Source organism: Nitrospirota bacterium (assembly GCA_016235245.1).
Taxonomy (GTDB): Bacteria; Nitrospirota; Thermodesulfovibrionia; order Thermodesulfovibrionales; family UBA6898; genus UBA6898.
This window is the reverse complement of the sequence record JACRLO010000004.1, coordinates 136,570-155,162: the sequence shown is the minus strand read 5'-3', so window position 1 is coordinate 155,162 and position 18,593 is coordinate 136,570. Positions and strand designations below refer to the sequence as shown.

Annotated in this window: 18 protein-coding genes; 7 read left to right on the top strand and 11 right to left on the bottom strand. The window is 51.5% G+C overall.

Features of this window, described 5'->3' with window-relative positions:
• Positions 1-3 precede the first annotated feature (3 nt).
• Genes HZB31_02140 through HZB31_02130 form a run of 3 tightly spaced genes read left to right on the top strand, consistent with a single transcriptional unit; the run spans position 4 to position 3,073 of the window.
• Positions 4-417, top strand: coding sequence for a DUF2062 domain-containing protein (locus HZB31_02140; GenBank protein MBI5846750.1), 414 nt, complete (start codon positions 4-6; stop codon positions 415-417).
• A complete protein-coding gene (locus HZB31_02135) occupies positions 414-1,754 on the top strand; it encodes a cobalamin B12-binding domain-containing protein (GenBank protein ID MBI5846749.1) in 1,341 nt (446 codons plus the stop codon). Before HZB31_02140 ends, HZB31_02135 begins: the two co-directional genes overlap by 4 nt.
• Positions 1,754-3,073 (top strand): cobalamin B12-binding domain-containing protein, encoded by a 1,320-nt coding sequence (locus tag HZB31_02130; protein ID MBI5846748.1) that lies wholly within the window; start codon positions 1,754-1,756, stop codon positions 3,071-3,073. Before HZB31_02135 ends, HZB31_02130 begins: the two co-directional genes overlap by 1 nt.
• Here HZB31_02130 and HZB31_02125 read toward each other — a convergent pair whose 3' ends face one another.
• A complete protein-coding gene (locus HZB31_02125) occupies positions 3,074-3,313 on the bottom strand; it encodes a hypothetical protein (protein ID MBI5846747.1) in 240 nt (79 codons plus the stop codon). It abuts the gene before it with no gap.
• 44 nt (positions 3,314-3,357) lie between these two features.
• Positions 3,358-3,762, bottom strand: coding sequence for an 8-oxo-dGTP diphosphatase MutT (gene mutT, locus HZB31_02120; protein MBI5846746.1), 405 nt, complete (start codon positions 3,760-3,762; stop codon positions 3,358-3,360).
• Positions 3,763-3,784: 22 nt separating this feature from the next.
• Here mutT and HZB31_02115 point away from each other — a divergent pair, with 22 nt between their 5' ends.
• Complete coding sequence (locus HZB31_02115; GenBank protein MBI5846745.1) at positions 3,785-4,648, top strand: A/G-specific adenine glycosylase; 864 nt, start codon at positions 3,785-3,787, stop codon at positions 4,646-4,648.
• A gap of 27 nt (positions 4,649-4,675) precedes the next feature.
• On the opposite strand, the gene HZB31_02110 is transcribed toward HZB31_02115, so the two are convergent.
• The gene (locus tag HZB31_02110) at positions 4,676-5,359 is read right to left on the bottom strand and encodes a hypothetical protein (protein MBI5846744.1); all 684 of its coding nucleotides are present in this window, start codon (positions 5,357-5,359) and stop codon (positions 4,676-4,678) included.
• Between the two features lie 312 nt (positions 5,360-5,671).
• On the opposite strand from HZB31_02110, the gene HZB31_02105 reads away from it, so the two are divergent.
• From HZB31_02105 to HZB31_02095, 3 genes are all read left to right on the top strand, one after another.
• A complete protein-coding gene (locus HZB31_02105; GenBank protein ID MBI5846743.1) occupies positions 5,672-6,454 on the top strand; it encodes an ATP-binding protein in 783 nt (260 codons plus the stop codon).
• A gap of 93 nt (positions 6,455-6,547) precedes the next feature.
• The gene (locus tag HZB31_02100; GenBank protein ID MBI5846742.1) at positions 6,548-6,793 is read left to right on the top strand and encodes a hypothetical protein; all 246 of its coding nucleotides are present in this window, start codon (positions 6,548-6,550) and stop codon (positions 6,791-6,793) included.
• A gap of 181 nt (positions 6,794-6,974) precedes the next feature.
• Positions 6,975-7,619 carry a hypothetical protein gene (locus HZB31_02095; protein ID MBI5846741.1) on the top strand — a complete coding sequence of 215 codons (645 nt, stop codon included), beginning with the start codon at positions 6,975-6,977 and terminating at the stop codon, positions 7,617-7,619.
• A 9-nt stretch (positions 7,620-7,628) separates the two neighbouring features.
• Here HZB31_02095 and HZB31_02090 read toward each other — a convergent pair whose 3' ends face one another.
• The 8 genes from HZB31_02090 to HZB31_02055 form a co-directional block, all read right to left on the bottom strand.
• Positions 7,629-10,124 carry a PAS domain S-box protein gene (locus tag HZB31_02090; GenBank protein MBI5846740.1) on the bottom strand — a complete coding sequence of 832 codons (2,496 nt, stop codon included), beginning with the start codon at positions 10,122-10,124 and terminating at the stop codon, positions 7,629-7,631.
• A gap of 102 nt (positions 10,125-10,226) precedes the next feature.
• Positions 10,227-11,384 (bottom strand): sulfopyruvate decarboxylase subunit beta, encoded by a 1,158-nt coding sequence (gene comE / locus HZB31_02085; GenBank protein ID MBI5846739.1) that lies wholly within the window; start codon positions 11,382-11,384, stop codon positions 10,227-10,229.
• Positions 11,360-12,613 carry a cysteate synthase gene (locus tag HZB31_02080; GenBank protein ID MBI5846738.1) on the bottom strand — a complete coding sequence of 418 codons (1,254 nt, stop codon included), beginning with the start codon at positions 12,611-12,613 and terminating at the stop codon, positions 11,360-11,362. Before HZB31_02080 ends, comE begins: the two co-directional genes overlap by 25 nt.
• Positions 12,610-13,830, bottom strand: coding sequence for a (Fe-S)-binding protein (locus HZB31_02075; protein ID MBI5846737.1), 1,221 nt, complete (start codon positions 13,828-13,830; stop codon positions 12,610-12,612). Before HZB31_02075 ends, HZB31_02080 begins: the two co-directional genes overlap by 4 nt.
• Positions 13,820-14,506, bottom strand: coding sequence for a hypothetical protein (locus HZB31_02070; GenBank protein ID MBI5846736.1), 687 nt, complete (start codon positions 14,504-14,506; stop codon positions 13,820-13,822). The genes HZB31_02075 and HZB31_02070 overlap by 11 nt, the downstream gene beginning before the upstream one ends.
• Before the next feature lie 27 nt (positions 14,507-14,533).
• Complete coding sequence (locus tag HZB31_02065; GenBank protein ID MBI5846735.1) at positions 14,534-16,075, bottom strand: methyl-accepting chemotaxis protein; 1,542 nt, start codon at positions 16,073-16,075, stop codon at positions 14,534-14,536.
• Positions 16,076-16,135: 60 nt separating this feature from the next.
• The gene (locus HZB31_02060; GenBank protein MBI5846734.1) at positions 16,136-16,456 is read right to left on the bottom strand and encodes a hypothetical protein; all 321 of its coding nucleotides are present in this window, start codon (positions 16,454-16,456) and stop codon (positions 16,136-16,138) included.
• 129 nt (positions 16,457-16,585) lie between these two features.
• Complete coding sequence (locus HZB31_02055) at positions 16,586-18,577, bottom strand: DUF4445 domain-containing protein (GenBank protein MBI5846733.1); 1,992 nt, start codon at positions 18,575-18,577, stop codon at positions 16,586-16,588.
• Between the last annotated feature and the right edge of the window lie 16 nt (positions 18,578-18,593).

Genomic DNA, 18,593 nt, shown 5'->3' with positions numbered 1-18,593 from the left:
CTGATGCTTAAAAAATATAAAGAGACGATTACGCGCTTCATGAAAAAGGGGCTCTCGCCATCCAGGATCGCCTTTGCCATTGCGCTTGGAAATTTTGTCGGCATCCTGCCCCTTGTGGGACTCCATACGGTGGTGGCGATCGGCCTTGCACACCTTCTGCGGCTGAACATCATGATCGTCTTTCTCGGCACCCAGATATCAAACCCAATATCGTTTCCCTTTATCCTCTTTATCAGTGCCCAGATCGGCAGTCTGATGCTGAGCGGCGCACTGTTGAAGATACAGTTCACGACCGATCTGGCAATACTGAGGACCTATGTTATACCGACCGTGATCGGGGGCATTGTGCTCGGTCTCGCGGTCAGTTCCGTATCATATTTTCTTACGCTCAAGATCGCCAGGAAATTCAGGACGTGAAAGTCCTCCTCGCGTATCCCTTCAGGGAAGATACGTACCGCAAGGTCGGGTTCATTCTTCCGCCCCTGGGTATCGCCTATATTGCGTCCTTACTCAGGGACAGCGGGCATGAGGTGAAGATCGCCGACTTCAATGTCACTGACGAAAGTGTCGATTATACTGCCTTTGACATTGTCGGCATTTCTGCAGATACAAGCAGATATAAAAGCGGCCTGATGCTGGCCAAAGATGCAAAAAATGCTGGCTGTACGGTAGTAATGGGAGGCCCCCATGTCAGTTACCGGGATGAGGATACGCTCAGAACAGGGTTTTGTGATTTTGTTGTGCGTGAAGAAGGCGAACAGACCATGCTCGAACTGGCAAACACAGTCGGAACCGAACAGGTCTATTCCGTCCGGGGCATCAGCTATCTGAGGGATGGTAATATTCAGAGGACTCCAAGCAGGGGGTTCATTGACAATATCGACGATCTTGTCCCGGCCCGTGATCTGTTGAACATGGGTGCGTACCGCCACCTCGAAATGGGCAAGCGGAAAATGACATCGATCCTCACCAGCAGGGGCTGCCCCTTTGGCTGCTCCTTTTGCTGCTCTACGGAGTTTAGCGGCAGGAAGTGGCGATCGAGGAGCCCTCTGAAGATCGTCGATGAGATAGAAGACGTTGTTGCGAACCATGACTTCAACGGCATAGCGTTCCTTGACGACAACTTTACCCTTGACCCCAATAGAGTCATCGCAATCTGTGATGAGATCATGCGCAGAAAAATCGACATCTACTGGTGGTGCTTTTCCCGCGCTGACACGCTCCTGAACAACGAGGCGATGATTGCAAGGATGGCTGAGGCAGGATGCAAGTATATTTTCATTGGCTTTGAGTCACAAAACCAGGGCACGCTCGACCAGTACCATAAAAACATTACTGACACGATGGCAGGGGAGGTAACAGAACTCCTGAGAAAGTATAACATCTCCGTCCATGCGAGCTTTATCATCGGCAATATTGACGAGACGCGGGAAATGGTGATGGATACCGTCCGGTACGCAAGAGAGATCGATCCCCAGGCTGTGCAGTTCACGATCCTCACACCGTATCCCGGCACAAAGCTCTTTGACGAAGTAAAGGAGCGGATCATTACCTATGATTGGGACCTTTATGACTGTCTGCATTCCGTAGTGCGCACCGACCATCTCGGACAGAAGGAACTTGAGGCTTTGCTCAAAAAGGCCTATCTGTCATTTTATCTTTCACCCCGCAAGATTGCGGCCGGAATCATGAGCGGTTTCCGCGGCAAAGGAATCAAGCTCAGCTCGATACTCAGGATATTCAGGGGCCTGTAATGAAAGTCCTTCTCGTCTCACCGAACCGTGAGCATCTGCCTGACCCGGTATTCCCTCTCGGTCTCTCCTACATTGCATCTGCCCTCAAAAGGCATAAACACAGCGTCAGGATAATCGACCTCTGTTTTTCCGGGGATATGGACAATGATATTCATAAAGCGCTCTGCGACTTTCAGCCTGATGTGATCGGCATGTCGCTTAGAAATATAGACGACGTCTGTTACCCGAAGCAGCACTCGTATCTGCAGGAATATAATACCACGATTGACTCTCTCAGAGCGTATTCACAGGCTCCCATCGTATTGGGCGGTTCAGGCTTTACGATTATGCCTGAGGCGTTCATGCAAGCGTTGGGGGCAGACTTCGGGATCGTCGGCGAAGGGGAGAAGGCATTCCCGGAATTGCTGAATAAACTCGGCGATGAAGGGAATATGATCATTAAGTCGCCAAAGCGCCTCACAGATCTTGATCAGGTGATGCCTGACCGGGAACTCTTCGACAGCAGTTCCTACTACCGCCTTGGAGGCATGCTCAATATCCAGACTAAAAGGGGCTGTCCCTTCAAATGCATCTACTGCACCTATCCGCAGGTAGAAGGCAGCACGGTCAGGATGCGCAGCCCACAGTCTGTTGCCGATGAGATAGAGCAGCTTATTGCGGCAACAGCAGCAAGACATTTCTTCATCGTTGACAGCATATTCAACTACCCTGTTTCTCATGCAAAAGCGGTCTGCGACGAGATCATCAGACGCGGCCTCAGTATTCAGTGGTCGTGTTATGCAAATCCTGCGCACATGACAGAAGAGCTCGCTGATGCCATGGTCAGGGCAGGCTGCACCGCAGTTGAGTTCGGCACCGACTCCCTTGTTGATGAGATGCTCGGAAACATGGGCAAAAGTTTCACCTTCAGCAAGGTCAGGGAGGCATCGGAGATATGTAAAAAGAGCGGCCTGAAATTCTGCCATTTCATCTTTGCCGGATCTCCGGGGGACACTGATGAAACGGTCAATATGACCCTTGCGCGGCTTGAGGAGATCGGGCCGGATGCTGCGGTTATCATGGCAGGGATCAGGATATTCCCCGGAACAATTCTGGCTGAATATGCAGGCAAGGAACTCGGCATCTCTGGAATAGGACTTGAGCCTGTCTTCTATCACTCGAGAAAATTGACCGACTACGATGCGGTGGCTGAGGCAGTCTCAAAGAAAAAGAACTGGATCATGCCGGGGTACGAGATCAATTTTCATCCGCGTCTTCAGAAGAAGCTCAGGGAGCACGGCATCAAGGGTTCACTCTGGGAAGGGCTCTCAAAGAGGTAACTACTTCTTGTGGCAGTCGATACAGAGCGAATCTGAGATCATCTGGGCTGCTCGCTCTTCCGGGGCCTTCTTCACCTGGCCAAACCCATGACATTTAAAGCAATCTTTGTAGCCAAGCGCCTCGTGCATCTTCCGCATCTTCAGGTTCTTGCTGTGGCACTCGTTGCAGGCTGCCTCAGGCAGGGAGACCATGCAGAAAAATAGGGAGGCGGTCAGGATCAATGCTGTAAGTATCTTCATGCTATTATTCTGAAGATTCTGCGTTTAGGCGTCTATGATCAAAATCATAGATCATGGCAGGAGGAAAGACGCCTGACGATCTCGACATTCGCTGCAGGAAAATCGTAGGTACAAAGGTCATCAGGAAGGACCCATTTTACCTCATCATGCACATGCGGAGTAATATCTCCCGAGATATACTTCACACGGTACGCAAGCAGTTCGACAGACAGATGTTCATAGTCGTAGCGGCTTGAGCAGATAAAGTCCGAGACCTCGGCTTCGATGCCCAGTTCCTCATGGAGCTCTCTTTTCAGTGCCTCTTCTGCGGTCTCGCCCGGATCGATCTTGCCTCCCGGAAACTCCCATTTGCCGGCGAGCATATCACCCTTCCGCCGTTTCGCGATCAGCACCTTTCCGTCCTCTTCGATTACAGCAGCAACAACCTTTACCGGTGTTTGCTTTTTCATTTTCATCGCTTTATTGTAAATCATGTCAGATGAAAAGAGATGTATTGAAGGCATACGGACAAGGGGATTGACCGCACAGACAATCAGAAGCTTCCGAAAGCTTATTTATAAGCATTACCATGAACATCAGCGCCCCATGCCCTGGCGCAGGACAAAGAACCCCTATCGCATACTAATATCAGAAGTCATGCTCCAGCAGACGCAGGTAGCACGTGTACTCATCAAATATCAGGAGTTCGTAAGGGCCTTCCCTGATTTCTCAACACTGGCACAGGCCAGGCTTTCTGAGGTCCTGAAGATCTGGCAAGGCATGGGATACAACAGGCGGGCGATCGCCCTGAAAAAACTGGCAGAGATCGTTATGCAGGATTATAAGGGTAACCTTCCGTGTGATCCTGAGGAACTGATCAAGCTGCCGGGCATTGGCAGGTATTCCTCAGCAGCCATTCATACATTCGTAACAAACAGACCGACTCTTTTCATCGAAACCAATATCAGGCGGGTGTATATCCATTTCTTCTTTGCAGACGGTGAGGACATCAGGGACGAGGAGATCATGCCGTTTCTCGAAAAAACCCTGGACAGGACAAACCCGAGGGAGTGGTATTATGCACTGATGGACTATGGAGTGAAATTGAAGAACGAGGTGGCGAACCCGAACCGCAGGAGCGCCCACTATGTAAAACAGTCAACGTTCGAGGGCTCAAAGCGCCAGGTTCGCGGCATGATCCTGAAGTCCCTGCTCCATAGCCAAGGTATGACCAGGGAGGCGCTGAAAAAAAAGCTCGGCAATGTCCCTGAGGCCTTCGACCAGATACTGGACGGTCTGGTGAGAGACGGTTTCTTAACAACAACAGGGGAAAAAATTGTAATAGCCGGGTCCTGAGATTAGTCCGTCGGCCATACTGCGCCTTCACTGGGTATATTCATGTGCGATCTTCCATAAGATCATCTTCTGAGCCTCGTCTTTTGGTAATACCTTGCTGAGGTCCTTATACGACTGCAGTAACTTTTTTCGTGCTGCCTCAGGTATTCCGGCCTCTATTGCCCTGTTATCAAGCGACTTAAGAACTTCTGCCTCTTCGGCGCTCTTGCTATCGGGAGGTCCTGCCGGCTCGTGTACTGACTGCCTTTTGCCTGACTGATCGCCATGGTCAGCGCTCTTACTCTTCATTGCAGCCGCTTTCTTATCAGACTCCGGAGGCTCCTTAATCGCCTTCCCTCCTCCGCCTGCAGGTAATGAAAGTTCCTCACAGGGAGCTTCATCATTTCTCTTTTCATTGTTCAGGGAAACGCTCCTGTCCTGGTCTTCATCTCCTGCCCTGTCGGCCTCCGGGATCGGATAGTACCCTTTGAAGGGCTCATCAGCCACGCGGACAGGCTTGATTACCCGGACTTTTGCAAGAGGTGGCGCCGGTTTTTCCTGCGGTATGATATTGGAGGCCGTCTTATTCTGAGGCTCGACCTTATGTTTAGCGGTTACAGAGGACCGGAGGGGAAGAAGAAAATAGAGGGCAGCTGTCAGGAGTATAAGCACAGGGACTGCTAACAGCATAATGCGCTTGAACAAAAGGAATTGTCTGAGTGGAATCTTCATGATACATGCCTTCTTAAGTGTACTTATCGGCAGATCTGAGAATTAATTAAGTTATGGCTGAATAAACCTCTAAAAACTGACAGAAAGGATACGCTTATACGTGTTGGAGTCACCGTTGCGCCCCTCCTGACTCCGGCAATATATAGTTGCCGTGCGTAGGACTGCATGCAGAGCTTAGCTGCCCATCTTGCCCTGGCCAAATGTCCTGTATTAAACTGTTACATGGATGAAATGCTAAAGCAGCTCGCTCTTCTGAACAAAAGCCTTCAACGCATTGCCGATTCTCTTTCCCCCTCTTTTGACGCAACGGTCATGGAAAAGTTTATTGCATTTAAGTGCTCATCGCAGAATGACCAGTTTGTCTTTAAAGGCATTTCTGAGCCGGATCCCGTTACCTTTGACGAGATCATCGGTATCGGGGAACTTATCGATGAACTCAGAGGAAATACCGAACAGTTCCTCGAAGGACTGCCCTGCAATAACGCGCTTTTGTATGGGCCGCGCGGAACCGGAAAATCGTCGATCGTCAAGGCGCTCCTCAATGCATATGAAAGCAGAGGCCTCAGGATGATCGAGATGCCGAGAGACAGCCTTGCCCATATCCTCGATATTGCTGATATTGTTCGGAAACGAAAAGAATATTTTATTGTCTTCTGTGATGACCTGACCTTTGATAAGGACGAAAAGTCCTATCGGCATATCAAGACCGTACTTGAAGGTGGTATCGAGACAAGGCCTCAAAACATGCTCATCTATGCAACCTCAAACCGCCGCCATCTCATGCCGGAAACGATTGGAGAGAACCAGCGTGATCCGAAGGGAGAACTGCATCCTGAGGAGGCAGTTGAGGAAAAAATCTCCCTATCTGACCGTTTCGGCCTCCGTTTAGGCTTTCAGTATTTTGATTTCGATATCTATTTTGACATTATAAAAAACTATGCCCGGATCAGAAAGTTCAGCGTTGACCGCGACGAACTACGGAGACTGGCAATGCAGTGGTCCATCTCCCACGGCAGTTTCTCGGGACGGACGGCACGACAGTTCATAGACGACCTCGAAGGAAAACTCAGGAAAAGGAAATGGAAAGGCCGGTAGCCCCAGGGGGCACAATCCGTCAGCTGATTTTCTGGGTACAACCCGTTATTGCTGCATAGTCCTGGATAGGGAATAAACGTTAAATTTCGCGATATGGATATTGACAGGGGCATAACCAGGATTTTTACACTGGTACAAGAAAGAAACTATACTATTAATTATGATTCAACCGGCTCGATCAGTAAAATTAAGATCCTTACGGTCAGGGGAGGTTCCGGAAGCGAAACACCCGGAGGCTTCTCCAGGAAAAAGGATACCCCCGGCGCCAGCGAATCCCGAATTAAGCGACAGAGGCCATTCAAGCCTGAACGCATAAAAGATGACGACAAGGATTTATAATTGCAGGAGCACTGTGCGGTAGATTTTTGTGCTGTGTAACAGGCATGATAGCCCGGCAGGAAGCAATCATGCCCTGTCAGGTAAAAGACGCAGCTGCTGCTGACAAACAGAGAAGTTCAGGTATGATTGAAGGGATAAGAGATCCACTAAGACAGCTCAGTTTTCGGAGGACAGGAAAAACTTGGATTACCTGAAGTGCTGGGAATACAAAAAATGCGGCAGGCAGCCCGGAGGTGACAGGGCAGACGAGCTCGGTGTATGTCCTGCAGCAACGTTTAAGCCTACTGAATGCTGGACCGTTGCAGGCACCATGTGCACCGGAGAGGTTCAGGGCAGCGATGCACAAGAGTACGAGAGCTGCCTAATCTGTGATTATTACAACAAGATGCAGGAAACGCGGACAAAGCCGCAGCGCTCCCGTTTCTTCCTGTTTGGCCAGTATCTCTGCAGCCAGGGGCTTATAAATATGGAGCAGGTCATCCAGGCGCGTTCACTGCAGCTCAGGCATAACCAGAAGATCGGGGTCTTTGCCAAAAGCCGGGGCATGCTCACGGACGACCAGATTCAGAGGATACTGATCATACAGGAAGAAACGCTCCAAAAGTTCGGTGAAGTGGCGACTGAGCTTGGGTTTCTCACAGACGCCCAGGTGCGTGAGCTCGTTATCGAGCAGGAAGATACCTATCTTTTCTTCGGAGAGGCGCTTGTCCAGCTGGGCATTCTCGGCGAGGCGGAGATGTTCAACCAGCTAAAGACGTACAATACCGAAAAGCTCAAAAAACAGCAGGAACAGCAAAAGATCCGAAACCAGCTCACCGCACAGTAACACTCCGCCTCAGGTATCGAGGAGCCAGCGCACTTTTTCGAGGAGATCCCGCGGGGAGATAGGTTTATTAATGAAATTGAGTCCTTCAACAGGAAGCCCCTTTGGCCCGATGATGTCTGAGGCATAGCCGCTCATGAATAAGACTTTCATGCCGGGACTGAGTATCCCTATATCATCATAAACCTCTTTGCCATTTTTCCTGGGCATGATCACATCAAGGATCAGCAGCCTGATACTATCCCTGTTTTCAACAAATTTCAAGACAGCATCCTCCCCATCAACCGCTTCGATAACCGTGTAGCCGAACTGGGTCAAGACCGTCTTCTCGAGTTTTCTTAAGGCAGGATCATCTTCGGCGATCAGTATCGTCTCGGAACCGCCCTTGACCGAAACAGCCCCTCTGCTGGTCTCTTCCGGTCCAGATCTGTCATGAGGGCGCAATATAGGCAGATAAATACTGAAGGTCGTTCCTGACCCCGGCCGGCTCCTGACCAGAATATACCCCTCATGCTGTTTCACAATACCGTAGACCATGGCAAGGCCGAGGCCGGTGCCCTTGCCCTGCGCTTTGGTGGTAAAAAAAGGCTCAAAGATCTTCCGCTGCGTTTCTTCATCCATACCAATACCGGTATCTGAAACGGTTACAAGGGCATAGGTGCCCGGCTTGCCGTGTCCGTCCAATTTCATGAATTGATCATCAACGTCAGCCAGACTGGTCGTAATCACCAGTTTCCCCGAGTCCGGCATGGCATCGCGGGCATTTGCGACCAGGTTCATCAGGACCTGCTCGATCTGGCCTGAATCTGCCATCACCATGATATTCTCTGCCGAGCAGACCGTATTAAAATCGATGTCTTCCGGGACCAGCCTGCGGAGAAGTTTTTCGAACCTCATTACAAGGTCGTTCAGATTGATCAGCTTCAAACTGATCACCTGCTTCCGGCTGAAGGCAAGCAGACTGTGGGTAAGTGTCGCAGCTCTTTCTGCTGCCTCAAGAATCTGCTCCACGTTCGTCCGCAGGGGGTCAGTCTGGTCCATCTTCATATGGCAGAGGTACCCATAGCCTGTTATCGCCGTGAGGATATTGTTGAAGTCGTGCGCTATGCCACCCGCAAGCTGGCCCACTGCCTCCATCTTCTGCGACTGCCGGAGCTGTTCGGCAAGTTTTTTTTGTTCCGAGATATCCCTGACAACGTGAATAAGTCCTGCAAGCTCGTTATCTTTGTCCAGACGGGGTATAGCCCGTATTTCGATAAACCGGTTGAGGTGGGGCTCGAATACCTCAGCGGTTGATGCCACCGCCGTCTTCAGGACCTGGCAGCTGGGGCAGCCCTCAGGCGGACAGCCGGTGCCGTGGTAATACTCATAGCATTTGACCTTAGTCATTTCCAGAAACGGCAGGCCGAGTATCTGTTCAGCAGCCTTGTTCGCCCGGATAATATGAAAATCCCTGTCATGCACCGTGATCATGTCCGTGATGGTGTTGAACGTCTCTTCCCAATCCTGCTTTGCCTGGTACAGCTGGGCCTCCATCTTCTTGCGGTCCGTAATATCGCGTATAATGCCCTGATAGCCCAGGATATTGTCCTGTTCGTCAATGATAAGTGTGGACGTAAGAAGACAGTCGAGCTCGCGTCCCTCCCGGTTTTTAAAGCAGATTTCATAGTCCCTGAGAAATCCGTTCTTCTCTATCTCTGTCTGAAAACGATCGCGGGCTTCAGGGTTTGCATAGACTCTGCGGATATCCATACCGACCATCTCTTCTTTCGAATACCCGAACAGATCGAGCGTTGCGCGGTTCATATCAAGAAACGGTCCCTCTCTCTGCGTTATGTATATAGCATCTTTTGAGCTTTCAAACAGCAGGCGGTAGCGCGCTTCACTTTTTTCGATCAGTTTCAGATGGCTCAGTCTTTCCGTGACATCCTGAACCACAACGATCCTGGCCTTCCTGTCCTTAAAGATCATGGGCTGGGAGGTGATCTGGACATCCATGATATCACCGCTTTTTTTCCGGTGCCTCACCAGAACAGCCCTCGTCCCCTCCGGATATTCTTCAAAGTGCTCCATCAGCAGGGAAATATCCTCGGGCGGTCTGATGTCCCTGATCGTCATCTGCAGGAAGTCGCTCTCTGAATACCCGTAATGAGCGGTTGCTGCCCTGTTTACGGCAAGAAAAGCAAGCGTCTCCTCATCATACAGCCAGACCGGACTGGGATTGTTATCAAACAGGAGCCGGTACTGGCTCTCGGATTCCCGGAGTTTCTCCTCCACGGACATGAACTCCTCGGCAGACCGCATCGGCCTTACAACCCAGACAAAAATCATGACAGAGGCTGCAATGCTCAAAAGCAGGGTGTCTGCCAGCATTATCAGAAGGGGAGACAGCATGGTTTCAATATGCATGACATTGAATACAAGCATAATAAGCAGCTCTGTAGCAGCTATGGCTACAAGCAGTTTCAGTCCGATCGTGACAAAGCGGGACAGCAATCTAAGGGACATGCGCGGAATTCAGCTCCATAGGTAATCTATCGGCATTTACGCGCCATTAATTTAACGCACAGGACGATAATGCTGCTTTATGCAGTTGACGAAGGGATTATCTCAGGGGCGGCACAATTCGGATGGTATCTGCTCTATCTTCAGGAAATTCTGGACCTCTGTCTTTATTGCTATATGGTCAATCGGGATATTCGGCAGATCCCTGTTTCCCGGCAGGGCAAGGGCATGGATAAATTTCATCCCCTTCTTCTGCTGCGTAATTGCCGAAACCAACTGCTCTTTTGTCACCGCCTTCACCGTGTTGCCGATGCCAAAACCTCTTGCAACAAGTTCAAGGTCAACGCAGGATCCCGTCAGGGTTTCCTGGCTCCCTGTCGAACCATACGAACTGTTGTCGATTGCAAGAATGGTCAGGTTTTCAGGCGAAACATGAGCAGCGGTCGCAAGCACGCCGGGGTTCATAAGCAGGCTGCCGTCGCCGTCGATCACTACGACCTCTTTTTCTGAGGAAAGACTGATGCCAAGTCCGATAGGAGAGGCCATTCCCATGCTGCCCAGCATATAAAAATTGGACGGCTGATGTTTCAGGGCATACAGTTCTTTTGAGGGCCATCCGAGGTTGCTCACCACCACTTTGCCTGCAAGATAGGGGGCAATCGTCTCGATCACGTCATAGCGTCTGCATTCAGGCGGTGAGACTACACTGCGCTGCCCGGAAATCATACAGGCTATGGGCCGCTGATCGAGAGCAAGCGTGCTCCTTGCCGAAGAACCTTCCCATATCGCAGGGCTCAGGAGGAAAGCATGGATTCGGTTCTTTTGATAAACCGTCCTCAGTTTCCGCGGTATGACTGCAAAATCCTCCGCTGAACTGACGAGGGTGTGGGCAATGCCTGCACCCCTCAGAATCTTCGGCAGGCCCCGGCCCATGGGGAACTGGGCCGCAATCTTCTCCTGATAAATGCCCCGCTGACTCACAAAGATCGCAAGCGGCAGTTCATAGAAACCGGTCAGCGACAGGAGGGCATTGATCATGTTGCCGATGCCTGAACTCTGGATAAACAGGGCTGGCCGTTTCCCTGCCAGTGCGGCGCCGGCAGCAATGCCAACCCCTTCTTCTTCGCGTGTAAGCGGCACATGAAAAAACTGCGCAGAAACCATTTCAAGCAGGACCTTGATCTTCTCGCACGGCAGTGAAGCGGTAAAGTCGACCCCTCCTGACTTCAGTATGGATATCAGTTGTTCTTCAGGATTCTGCATACCAGTTCCTCAATCTCCTTGTCTGTTATCTTCTTTGAAACAAACTCAGGCTCCACATTGTAGATCTTTTTCTCTCTGCCGAGCATCAGTTCTCCCCCTCCGGTAATATTCAGCAGCACGGTTTCATCTTTTTTTATCATACCCATTTCTATTGACTGTCTCAAAGCACCGACCGCCACCGCAGAAGCAGGCACCAGATCTATTCCCTCAAGGTTACTGAACAACTCCAGCGATTCGAATACTTCCCGGTTCGTAACGCCGTACATGGCGCCGCCGCATGCCTGCATCGCATCAAAAACACCACCCTTGACCGAATAGGCAGGATAACGGGTCGAAAGAACACGCGTCGATATCTGGCCGATGAGTTCCGGCCTGAGGTCTTCCTCAAACAGCCCTCTGCTTTTTTTCTCCCAGGCATGGACCATCGGCGCAAAGGGCAGATTCTGTGCAAGATGCAGTTTGGGCAGGTTTGAGCCGAACCGTCCATCCCTGAGAAACCGCTCAGACATTTCCCATACCCCAATGCCTCCAGTGCCGCTGCCGACTGCCTGGAAATAGTGGTCGGGCAATTCCCCGATCTTCGAGACCGCCTCAAGAATCGTAGAGCCGAGGCCGTCGCGCTTGGCTATATTTTTTACACCGCCTTCAAAGGGGAACCCGGAGATCGCGGCGATCCGTCTGGCAACGTCGATTGAGTCCGAGTAGTCTCCGTCACCGACCGCAAGCGTCGGCACCATGGATGAACTTTCAAGATACCACATCTCCATGAGGCACATGCGCGGCACCACGATTATCGCAGGGAAACCGGCAACCACGGAGAGGTGCGCAAAGGCCCTGGCCGTATTTCCTGCCGATGCCACGATCAACCCTTCGACATTGTTTTCCACTGCGTTTTGAAGGACTATGGCTGCCTCGAACTCCTTAAATGTGCAGGTCTCAAGCATTGCCCCCCGCTCCGGCCAGTACCCATTGAAGGCGATAAAGAGGTTTTCAAGCCCCAGGTGACGCGCAAGCCACTGTGAACGGTAGACTATTGTACCGGGCTGATCAAATGCCGGCGTATGCACAGGCAGCCAGTTAAATTTCCAGATGCCCTTTCCACAGTCATCCCTGAACGGGTCGTTATAGTTCGTTACAAGCAAAGAGTCTTTGCAGTGCTCGCAGAACGCACAATAGACATCGGTAAGCTCCTTACCGCACCCTCTGCAGATTATCGTAAAATGGCTCATGGAACGACCCGCTCCACATACTGGGCGAAAAGCTCCATAATGTCAACAATCGGGATCTTTCTGTCATGCTCCTGCATTGCCTCATTCACCTTGCCATAGCAGGCCGGGCAGCTCAGAATAAGTTTGTCCGCCTTTTTGGCAACAGCCTCGTCAATCGCAAGCCTGCCCATTGCAATGGCATTTTCATTAAACACCTTTCTGACAGCTCCGCCGGCCCCGCAGCAGCGTGACTCAAGCCCATGCCGGTCGAACTCCAGGAGTTCAATCCCCGGGATAGCCCTGAGCACTTCCCTCGGCTCTTCAATAACACCCACGCCCCGGCTCAGATAGCAGGGATCGTGATAGATAATTCGTTCCTTCAATTCCTTTGTTACCGTAATCTTCCTCTGCTTCAGGGCATCGGCAACATACTGGGTCATATGCCTGATCTGAAACGGAAGCGCCTCTCCGTAGAAGGCCGGCCAGTCTCTGGTCATAATATTTACGCAGCAGGGGCAGGAGCAGACAAGGACCTTTGTACCCTTTGCCTTGTACGCCTTGACAAGCCTTTTTGTAAGGTCTCCAAGCATCTCGTGCTGGCCTGATATGAAGAGAGGGAACCCGCAGCAGACCTCCTCCTCCTCTGTGAGCATGGTAAATGGATCGCCGATGGCGTCAAGCACCAGCACATCGCCCCTTACCATCGGCTTTGCGCCATACACGCCGGAGCAGCCGGCATAATAGGCTATTTCTGACTTATCAGCCACCTTCACCTGCTCAGGAAACCAGGGCTTGAACCGTTCTTCGACCGGAAAGTTATAGGGGTTGCCGGACTTTTTTATTGCCGCAGGCATGTTTATTAAAATCTCGTAGTCCACAAGGCCGCGGTCGAACATCTCTTTTCTGAGATAGGGCCAGAGCCGCTGCGTAAAGATGCCGACAGCACATTTCTGGCCGCAGGCTCCGCAGGTCGTGCATTCAAAGACAGCCCTGGTAAAATCTTCAAGCACTGCTTTGTCTATCTCTTTAGGGTTGAAGAACCGCGCCTTAAGCCCGCCCGTTGCCTTGATAAATTCCCTGAAGACCCTGATCTTCTCCGGTGTGGATATGGAAGGTCTGTTGGTCACTTCCTGAACAGGGCAGTGCTTAAGACACTCACCGCACTGGGTGCAGGCATCCAGTTCCATCACCTGCATCGGCGTCAGGTTCCTGGTAAAGGACTCTTTCTTATCGTTCATGGATGACATATTTCAACTCTTCCCGTCTCCGGTTTGCCTCAAGGTTTACAAAGGGCGCAGCAATAATGTGCGTCGGCAGATAGGGCAGCAGCAGCAGAAACAGGACAATATGAAAAAAAAATATAGAACTCTCCGGCACGGCATGTAAACGGAGGCCAAAGATACCGAGCGTAAACTTCTTGACCATGATCAGATCGGGCCTGAAAAAGGTTCGCATGACCGTGCCAGTGAAACTGATTAAAAAAAGCATTACTGAAATACTATAGTTATATGAGGAGGCATACCTGTCCTTTTTCTGCAGCGTTCTTAGCGCAATGAGATATAACAGGGAGAGGGGGAGCAGATATCCGGCAACGACGCCCGCAGGCTGAAGAAAAATCAGGCATCCGGGCAGGGAAGGAAAGAAAAACCTCATATGGCGAATTACTACAAAAAAGAAGGATATATGAAAAACCCACGACCCAGCCCAGAGGATTTTACTGGAACTGAAGATCCGCCGGAAAAACAGGATATCGAGAACCGTGGACAGATAAACCGAAGCAGGGACTTTCCGGAGAAAAACCGGATAATGCAGAGCATGTCCGGATGCCCGAAGCACCTGGATTCCCTCCCAGGCAAAGCGTGCAACGAACAGCAGATAGGAAGAGAGTGCCGCAAGGAAAATGATCAAAGACATCAGCATGCCCTTACCATGGTGAGCAGTCTATGCTCCGACATCAGGGAGATACCCTAACCTCAGACATCCCCAGTGACGGCTCCCAACCATGATCGGCATGGCAACGTCAATTGCAAGCTCACCGCCTGCTGCGATCGGCCGACGGAATGCCTGGCCGAGCAGTACAGTACTTTTTGCGCCGTTAAGAGACACCGGATCGCTCATCCGAACCAGAGCCCTCGCAGGCATGAGATGGGTAGGCATATAGCCATTCCTGTCCATGGCGACGACATAGATAAGCCTCTTGTCCGCCTGCACCCACTGTTTAAGCAGAGGCAGCACCTCAGCATCAAAAAATCGGGTTGAGCGGACGCTGAACTTGCCTTCTTCTGCAGTCCTGACATAGTTTTCGTCAAAAAGAGAATCCATATCGGTCCTGGACTGCCTCACTGCCTCTTCGAGCCTTTTGGTAAGATCAGCCGTAATGGACTTGAGATGCTCCTCCATCAAAACGTCCACCTGGTCCTTCTTGATGCCGCAGAGCTGACTGAAAAGGCCGTTGGCTGTGGCAGCAATAGCGTCACTCGAACCTGATATGCTCGATGCAAATTTCTTCGTTTCCGCAGCATACTCTGACACCTTGCTCATATTCGAAAGAACATCTTCTGAGACCTTGGACTGCTCTTCAGAGGCCGTGGCCATCTGATGGATCATGTCGGAGATCTGTTTCATCTCGGCAACGATCTTCTTGAGTGATTCTTCAGCGCTGTCCGACCTTGCAATGCTTTCGCTCACACCCTGAAGCGTGGTATCCATGGTCTGGAGAGACTGGTCAGCCTTCTGCTTGATATCCTGGATCATCACGGCGATCTCCTTCGTCGCCTTTGCCGTCTTATCCGCAAGCTTCCTCACTTCGTCCGCAACAACAGCAAAGCCGCGTCCCTGCTCCCCGGCGCGGGCTGCCTCAATCGCAGCGTTCAGGGCAAGGAGATTTGTCTGGTCAGCGATATCCTTGATCACAAGGATGATCTCATCGATCTTTGAGGTTGCCCTGGAAAGGGCTTTGTTCGTCTCTGCCCATGTAGAAACATTTTCAGCCAGAAGCTGGATACTCTTAACGTTCTCGACGATATCGTGTTCAGCGCTGTTCGCATTCTCCATGGTACGGCCGCTGGATGTGGCAACGGTTGAGGCATTCTGCGCAATTTCATTGATTGTGGCGCTCATCTGCTCCATAGCGGTCGCCACCTGTGTTGCCTGGAAACTGGTTTTATCGGCCATGTCCAGGAGCTTTCCTGAATCGCTTTTCATGCTGTCCGATGTTTTGGTAAGACTATGGCCGATCGAAAAGGTCTTAACAAAGATATCCCGGATCCTCGCAAGAAATGCGTTGAAATAGCCGAGGTTATCGCTCTGCCCGTTTCCTGCATCAAGCGTTCTTGATATGTCAGGCCTGCCGGTGGCATTCCTGGCAAGATATTCATCGAGCTGCCGGCCCGTTTTGACCGAGGGTCTTCTGAAAAAAAGAATGCTGTTGAGAAACAGGGAAAGGGCAAGGAATATCGCTAAAAAAATGCTCAGCGCGCTCATGACTACCTCCGATGCTGCCTCTATTTATCTTATCATAATCGGCATCTGTCCCTGCCGGCTTTAATCCTCTCCACCGATGAACGTCATGCTGACAGGGCGCGGAAGGCAGGCGCCAGCCTCTACCTCAATCGCCTTAAGGATTGCTGAGGGGACCGGGCAGGCCGCATGCTTGAGGTTCTTTGAGGCAGAACGGTACACAGGGTTATGCAGGATTACGGAAAACGGGGCCCGAAACTCAAGAAAGGAGATATCCTCAGACATCTTCTTCACCATCTCACATTCCGTCTCAAGGCTGATGTGGAAGTTTCTGTCCTTGTCCCTTTCGACGCTTACGATAACCATAAATCCGCATACTCCAGAGTGAACCTGGACCTTTGTCATTATTTCTCCCTCCCTCTTCTACGGGCCATGGAAAGCAAGGGGGAGGGGAATTCCCTGGGGGGGAAATCGATCCTTGCAGTCCCATGGCCCGTAGAAGAGAGGCAGAAGGCGCTGTCTCTCTTCCTGCGTCTATCCCTTTATGGATGAAGCAATCGGCGCCTTCTGCTCTTCAAGCAGAGCCTTCAGATTCGGGAACTTGTCCTTCATATGCGGAATATGCATCGCCATCATAAACTCTTTTTCGAATGCCGGCTCGGTTGCGATCTCGACAAACTCAACCCATCTGGCCCGCTCATCAGCCTCGATGCGCTTGCCCCTGTTCAGGAGGGTCATGCGTGAACCGTCACCTGCTGCGTTACCGACAACGACAACCTTGTCGATCGGCACATCAGGAAAGAGTCCCAATGCCAGTGATGCCTCACGGTCAATGTGGCTACCGAATGCACCAGCAAGCTCGACACGGTCAAGCTTGGTGACGCCCATCTTCTGCATCATCAGCTTCACGCCGGCATAGAGCGCTCCCTTTGCAAGCTGAAGCGCCCTGACATCTCCCTGCGTGACCGTTATGTCCTGATTAATCGAGGTCTGGTCTGCCCATGCGAGGACGTACTCCGGCTTCCCTTCCTCATCCTTGCGTATCCGGCTCGTATTGGCGTCAGTTACGAACTTGCCGGACTTATCAATAATGCCGGCCTTGAACATCTCGGCAATCACGTCAATGATGGCTGATCCGCAGATACCCTTTGCATCGATCTTGCCCTCGATATGCGTATGCCAGTCAGCCTTGCCGATCACCTTGTACTGGGGCTCTTTGGTGGCAGGGTCGATCAGCACCTTCTCGATTGCACCCGGTGCTGCACGCATGCCGAACTTGATCTGTGCTCCTTCAAACGCCGGGCCGGTTGCGCAGGATGTTGAGCATACCCTGTCCTTGTTGCCAAGCAGGAGTTCTCCGTTGGTGCCGATATCGATGATCAGGACCATGTCATCCTGGAAATACTGCTCTCTGGCAATCAGCACGCCGACATTATCGGCGCCGACAAACCCTGCCTCGATCGGCAGCACATGGATAAACGAACCCGGATTGATCTTCAGTCCAAGATCGCGGGCCTTGATATCGAGTGATTTTTGTACTGCCGGAATGAACGGTGAGCGGCCGATATAGACCGGGTTCAGTCCGAGGAATATGTGATGCATCGCAGTATTGAAGACGATCGTCAGGTCATCTATCGCAAAGCCCGGGTTCGGGCCGTCCTTTCTGACCTCGCTCACGACCTTATTGATGACCTCGTTTAAGCCGGTGATGATCGCATCCTGCATGGTCTTGAGACCCTCAGGGTTTGACATGGCGTACGTAATTCTGGACATGACGTCTTCGCCATAGGGGACCTGGGGGTTCATCATCGACTCGGTATTGATCACCTTGCCGGTTGACAGGTCGCAGAGATAACCGACACAGGTGGTTGTCCCGACGTCAACGGCCAGACCGTAGCAGACATCCACATGACCGGGCTCAACCTTTACGATCTCCCTGTCCTGCCAAACCGTGGCCGTAATGGTCCATTCGCCCTGGCGAAGCGCATCCTGCAGCCCAAGCAGCACCTCAAAATCGAACTTCAGATCTTTCAAGCCATAGATCTCCTCAAGGGCCTTTATAACGCGTTCATAGTCGCCGGTCGTCATCTCATGCAGTGTTGGCGGCGTCAGCGTCAGAGGATATTTTTTGACTGCAGGATCGAGTGCAATCGTCAGTTCACTGGCCGCTTTTCTGACCACCTGCTTGCCTGCCCGCGACCTCTCAGGGACAAAGACCTTGAGGTCGCCATGGATATGGCTTGAACAGGCCAGGCGAACGCCGGGACCGTCCTCAGGCTTGATATGCTTCAGTTCGTCAGCACCCGCCTCCGAAGGGATGATATGGGACATGCCGGATTCGAGATTGTCCTTTTCGAAATATCCCTCCTCGATCCGCACCTTGCATTTGCCGCATACTTTTTTATCGCCGCAGAGGGCTTCGAGGTCAACGCCCAGAAGCTGTGCAGCCTTGAGTATGGTTGTACCCTCTTCTATTTCTCCCCGCCTGCCTGCAGGCTGGAAAATAACCTTGAATTTACGACTCATCTATATTTCCTCCTTG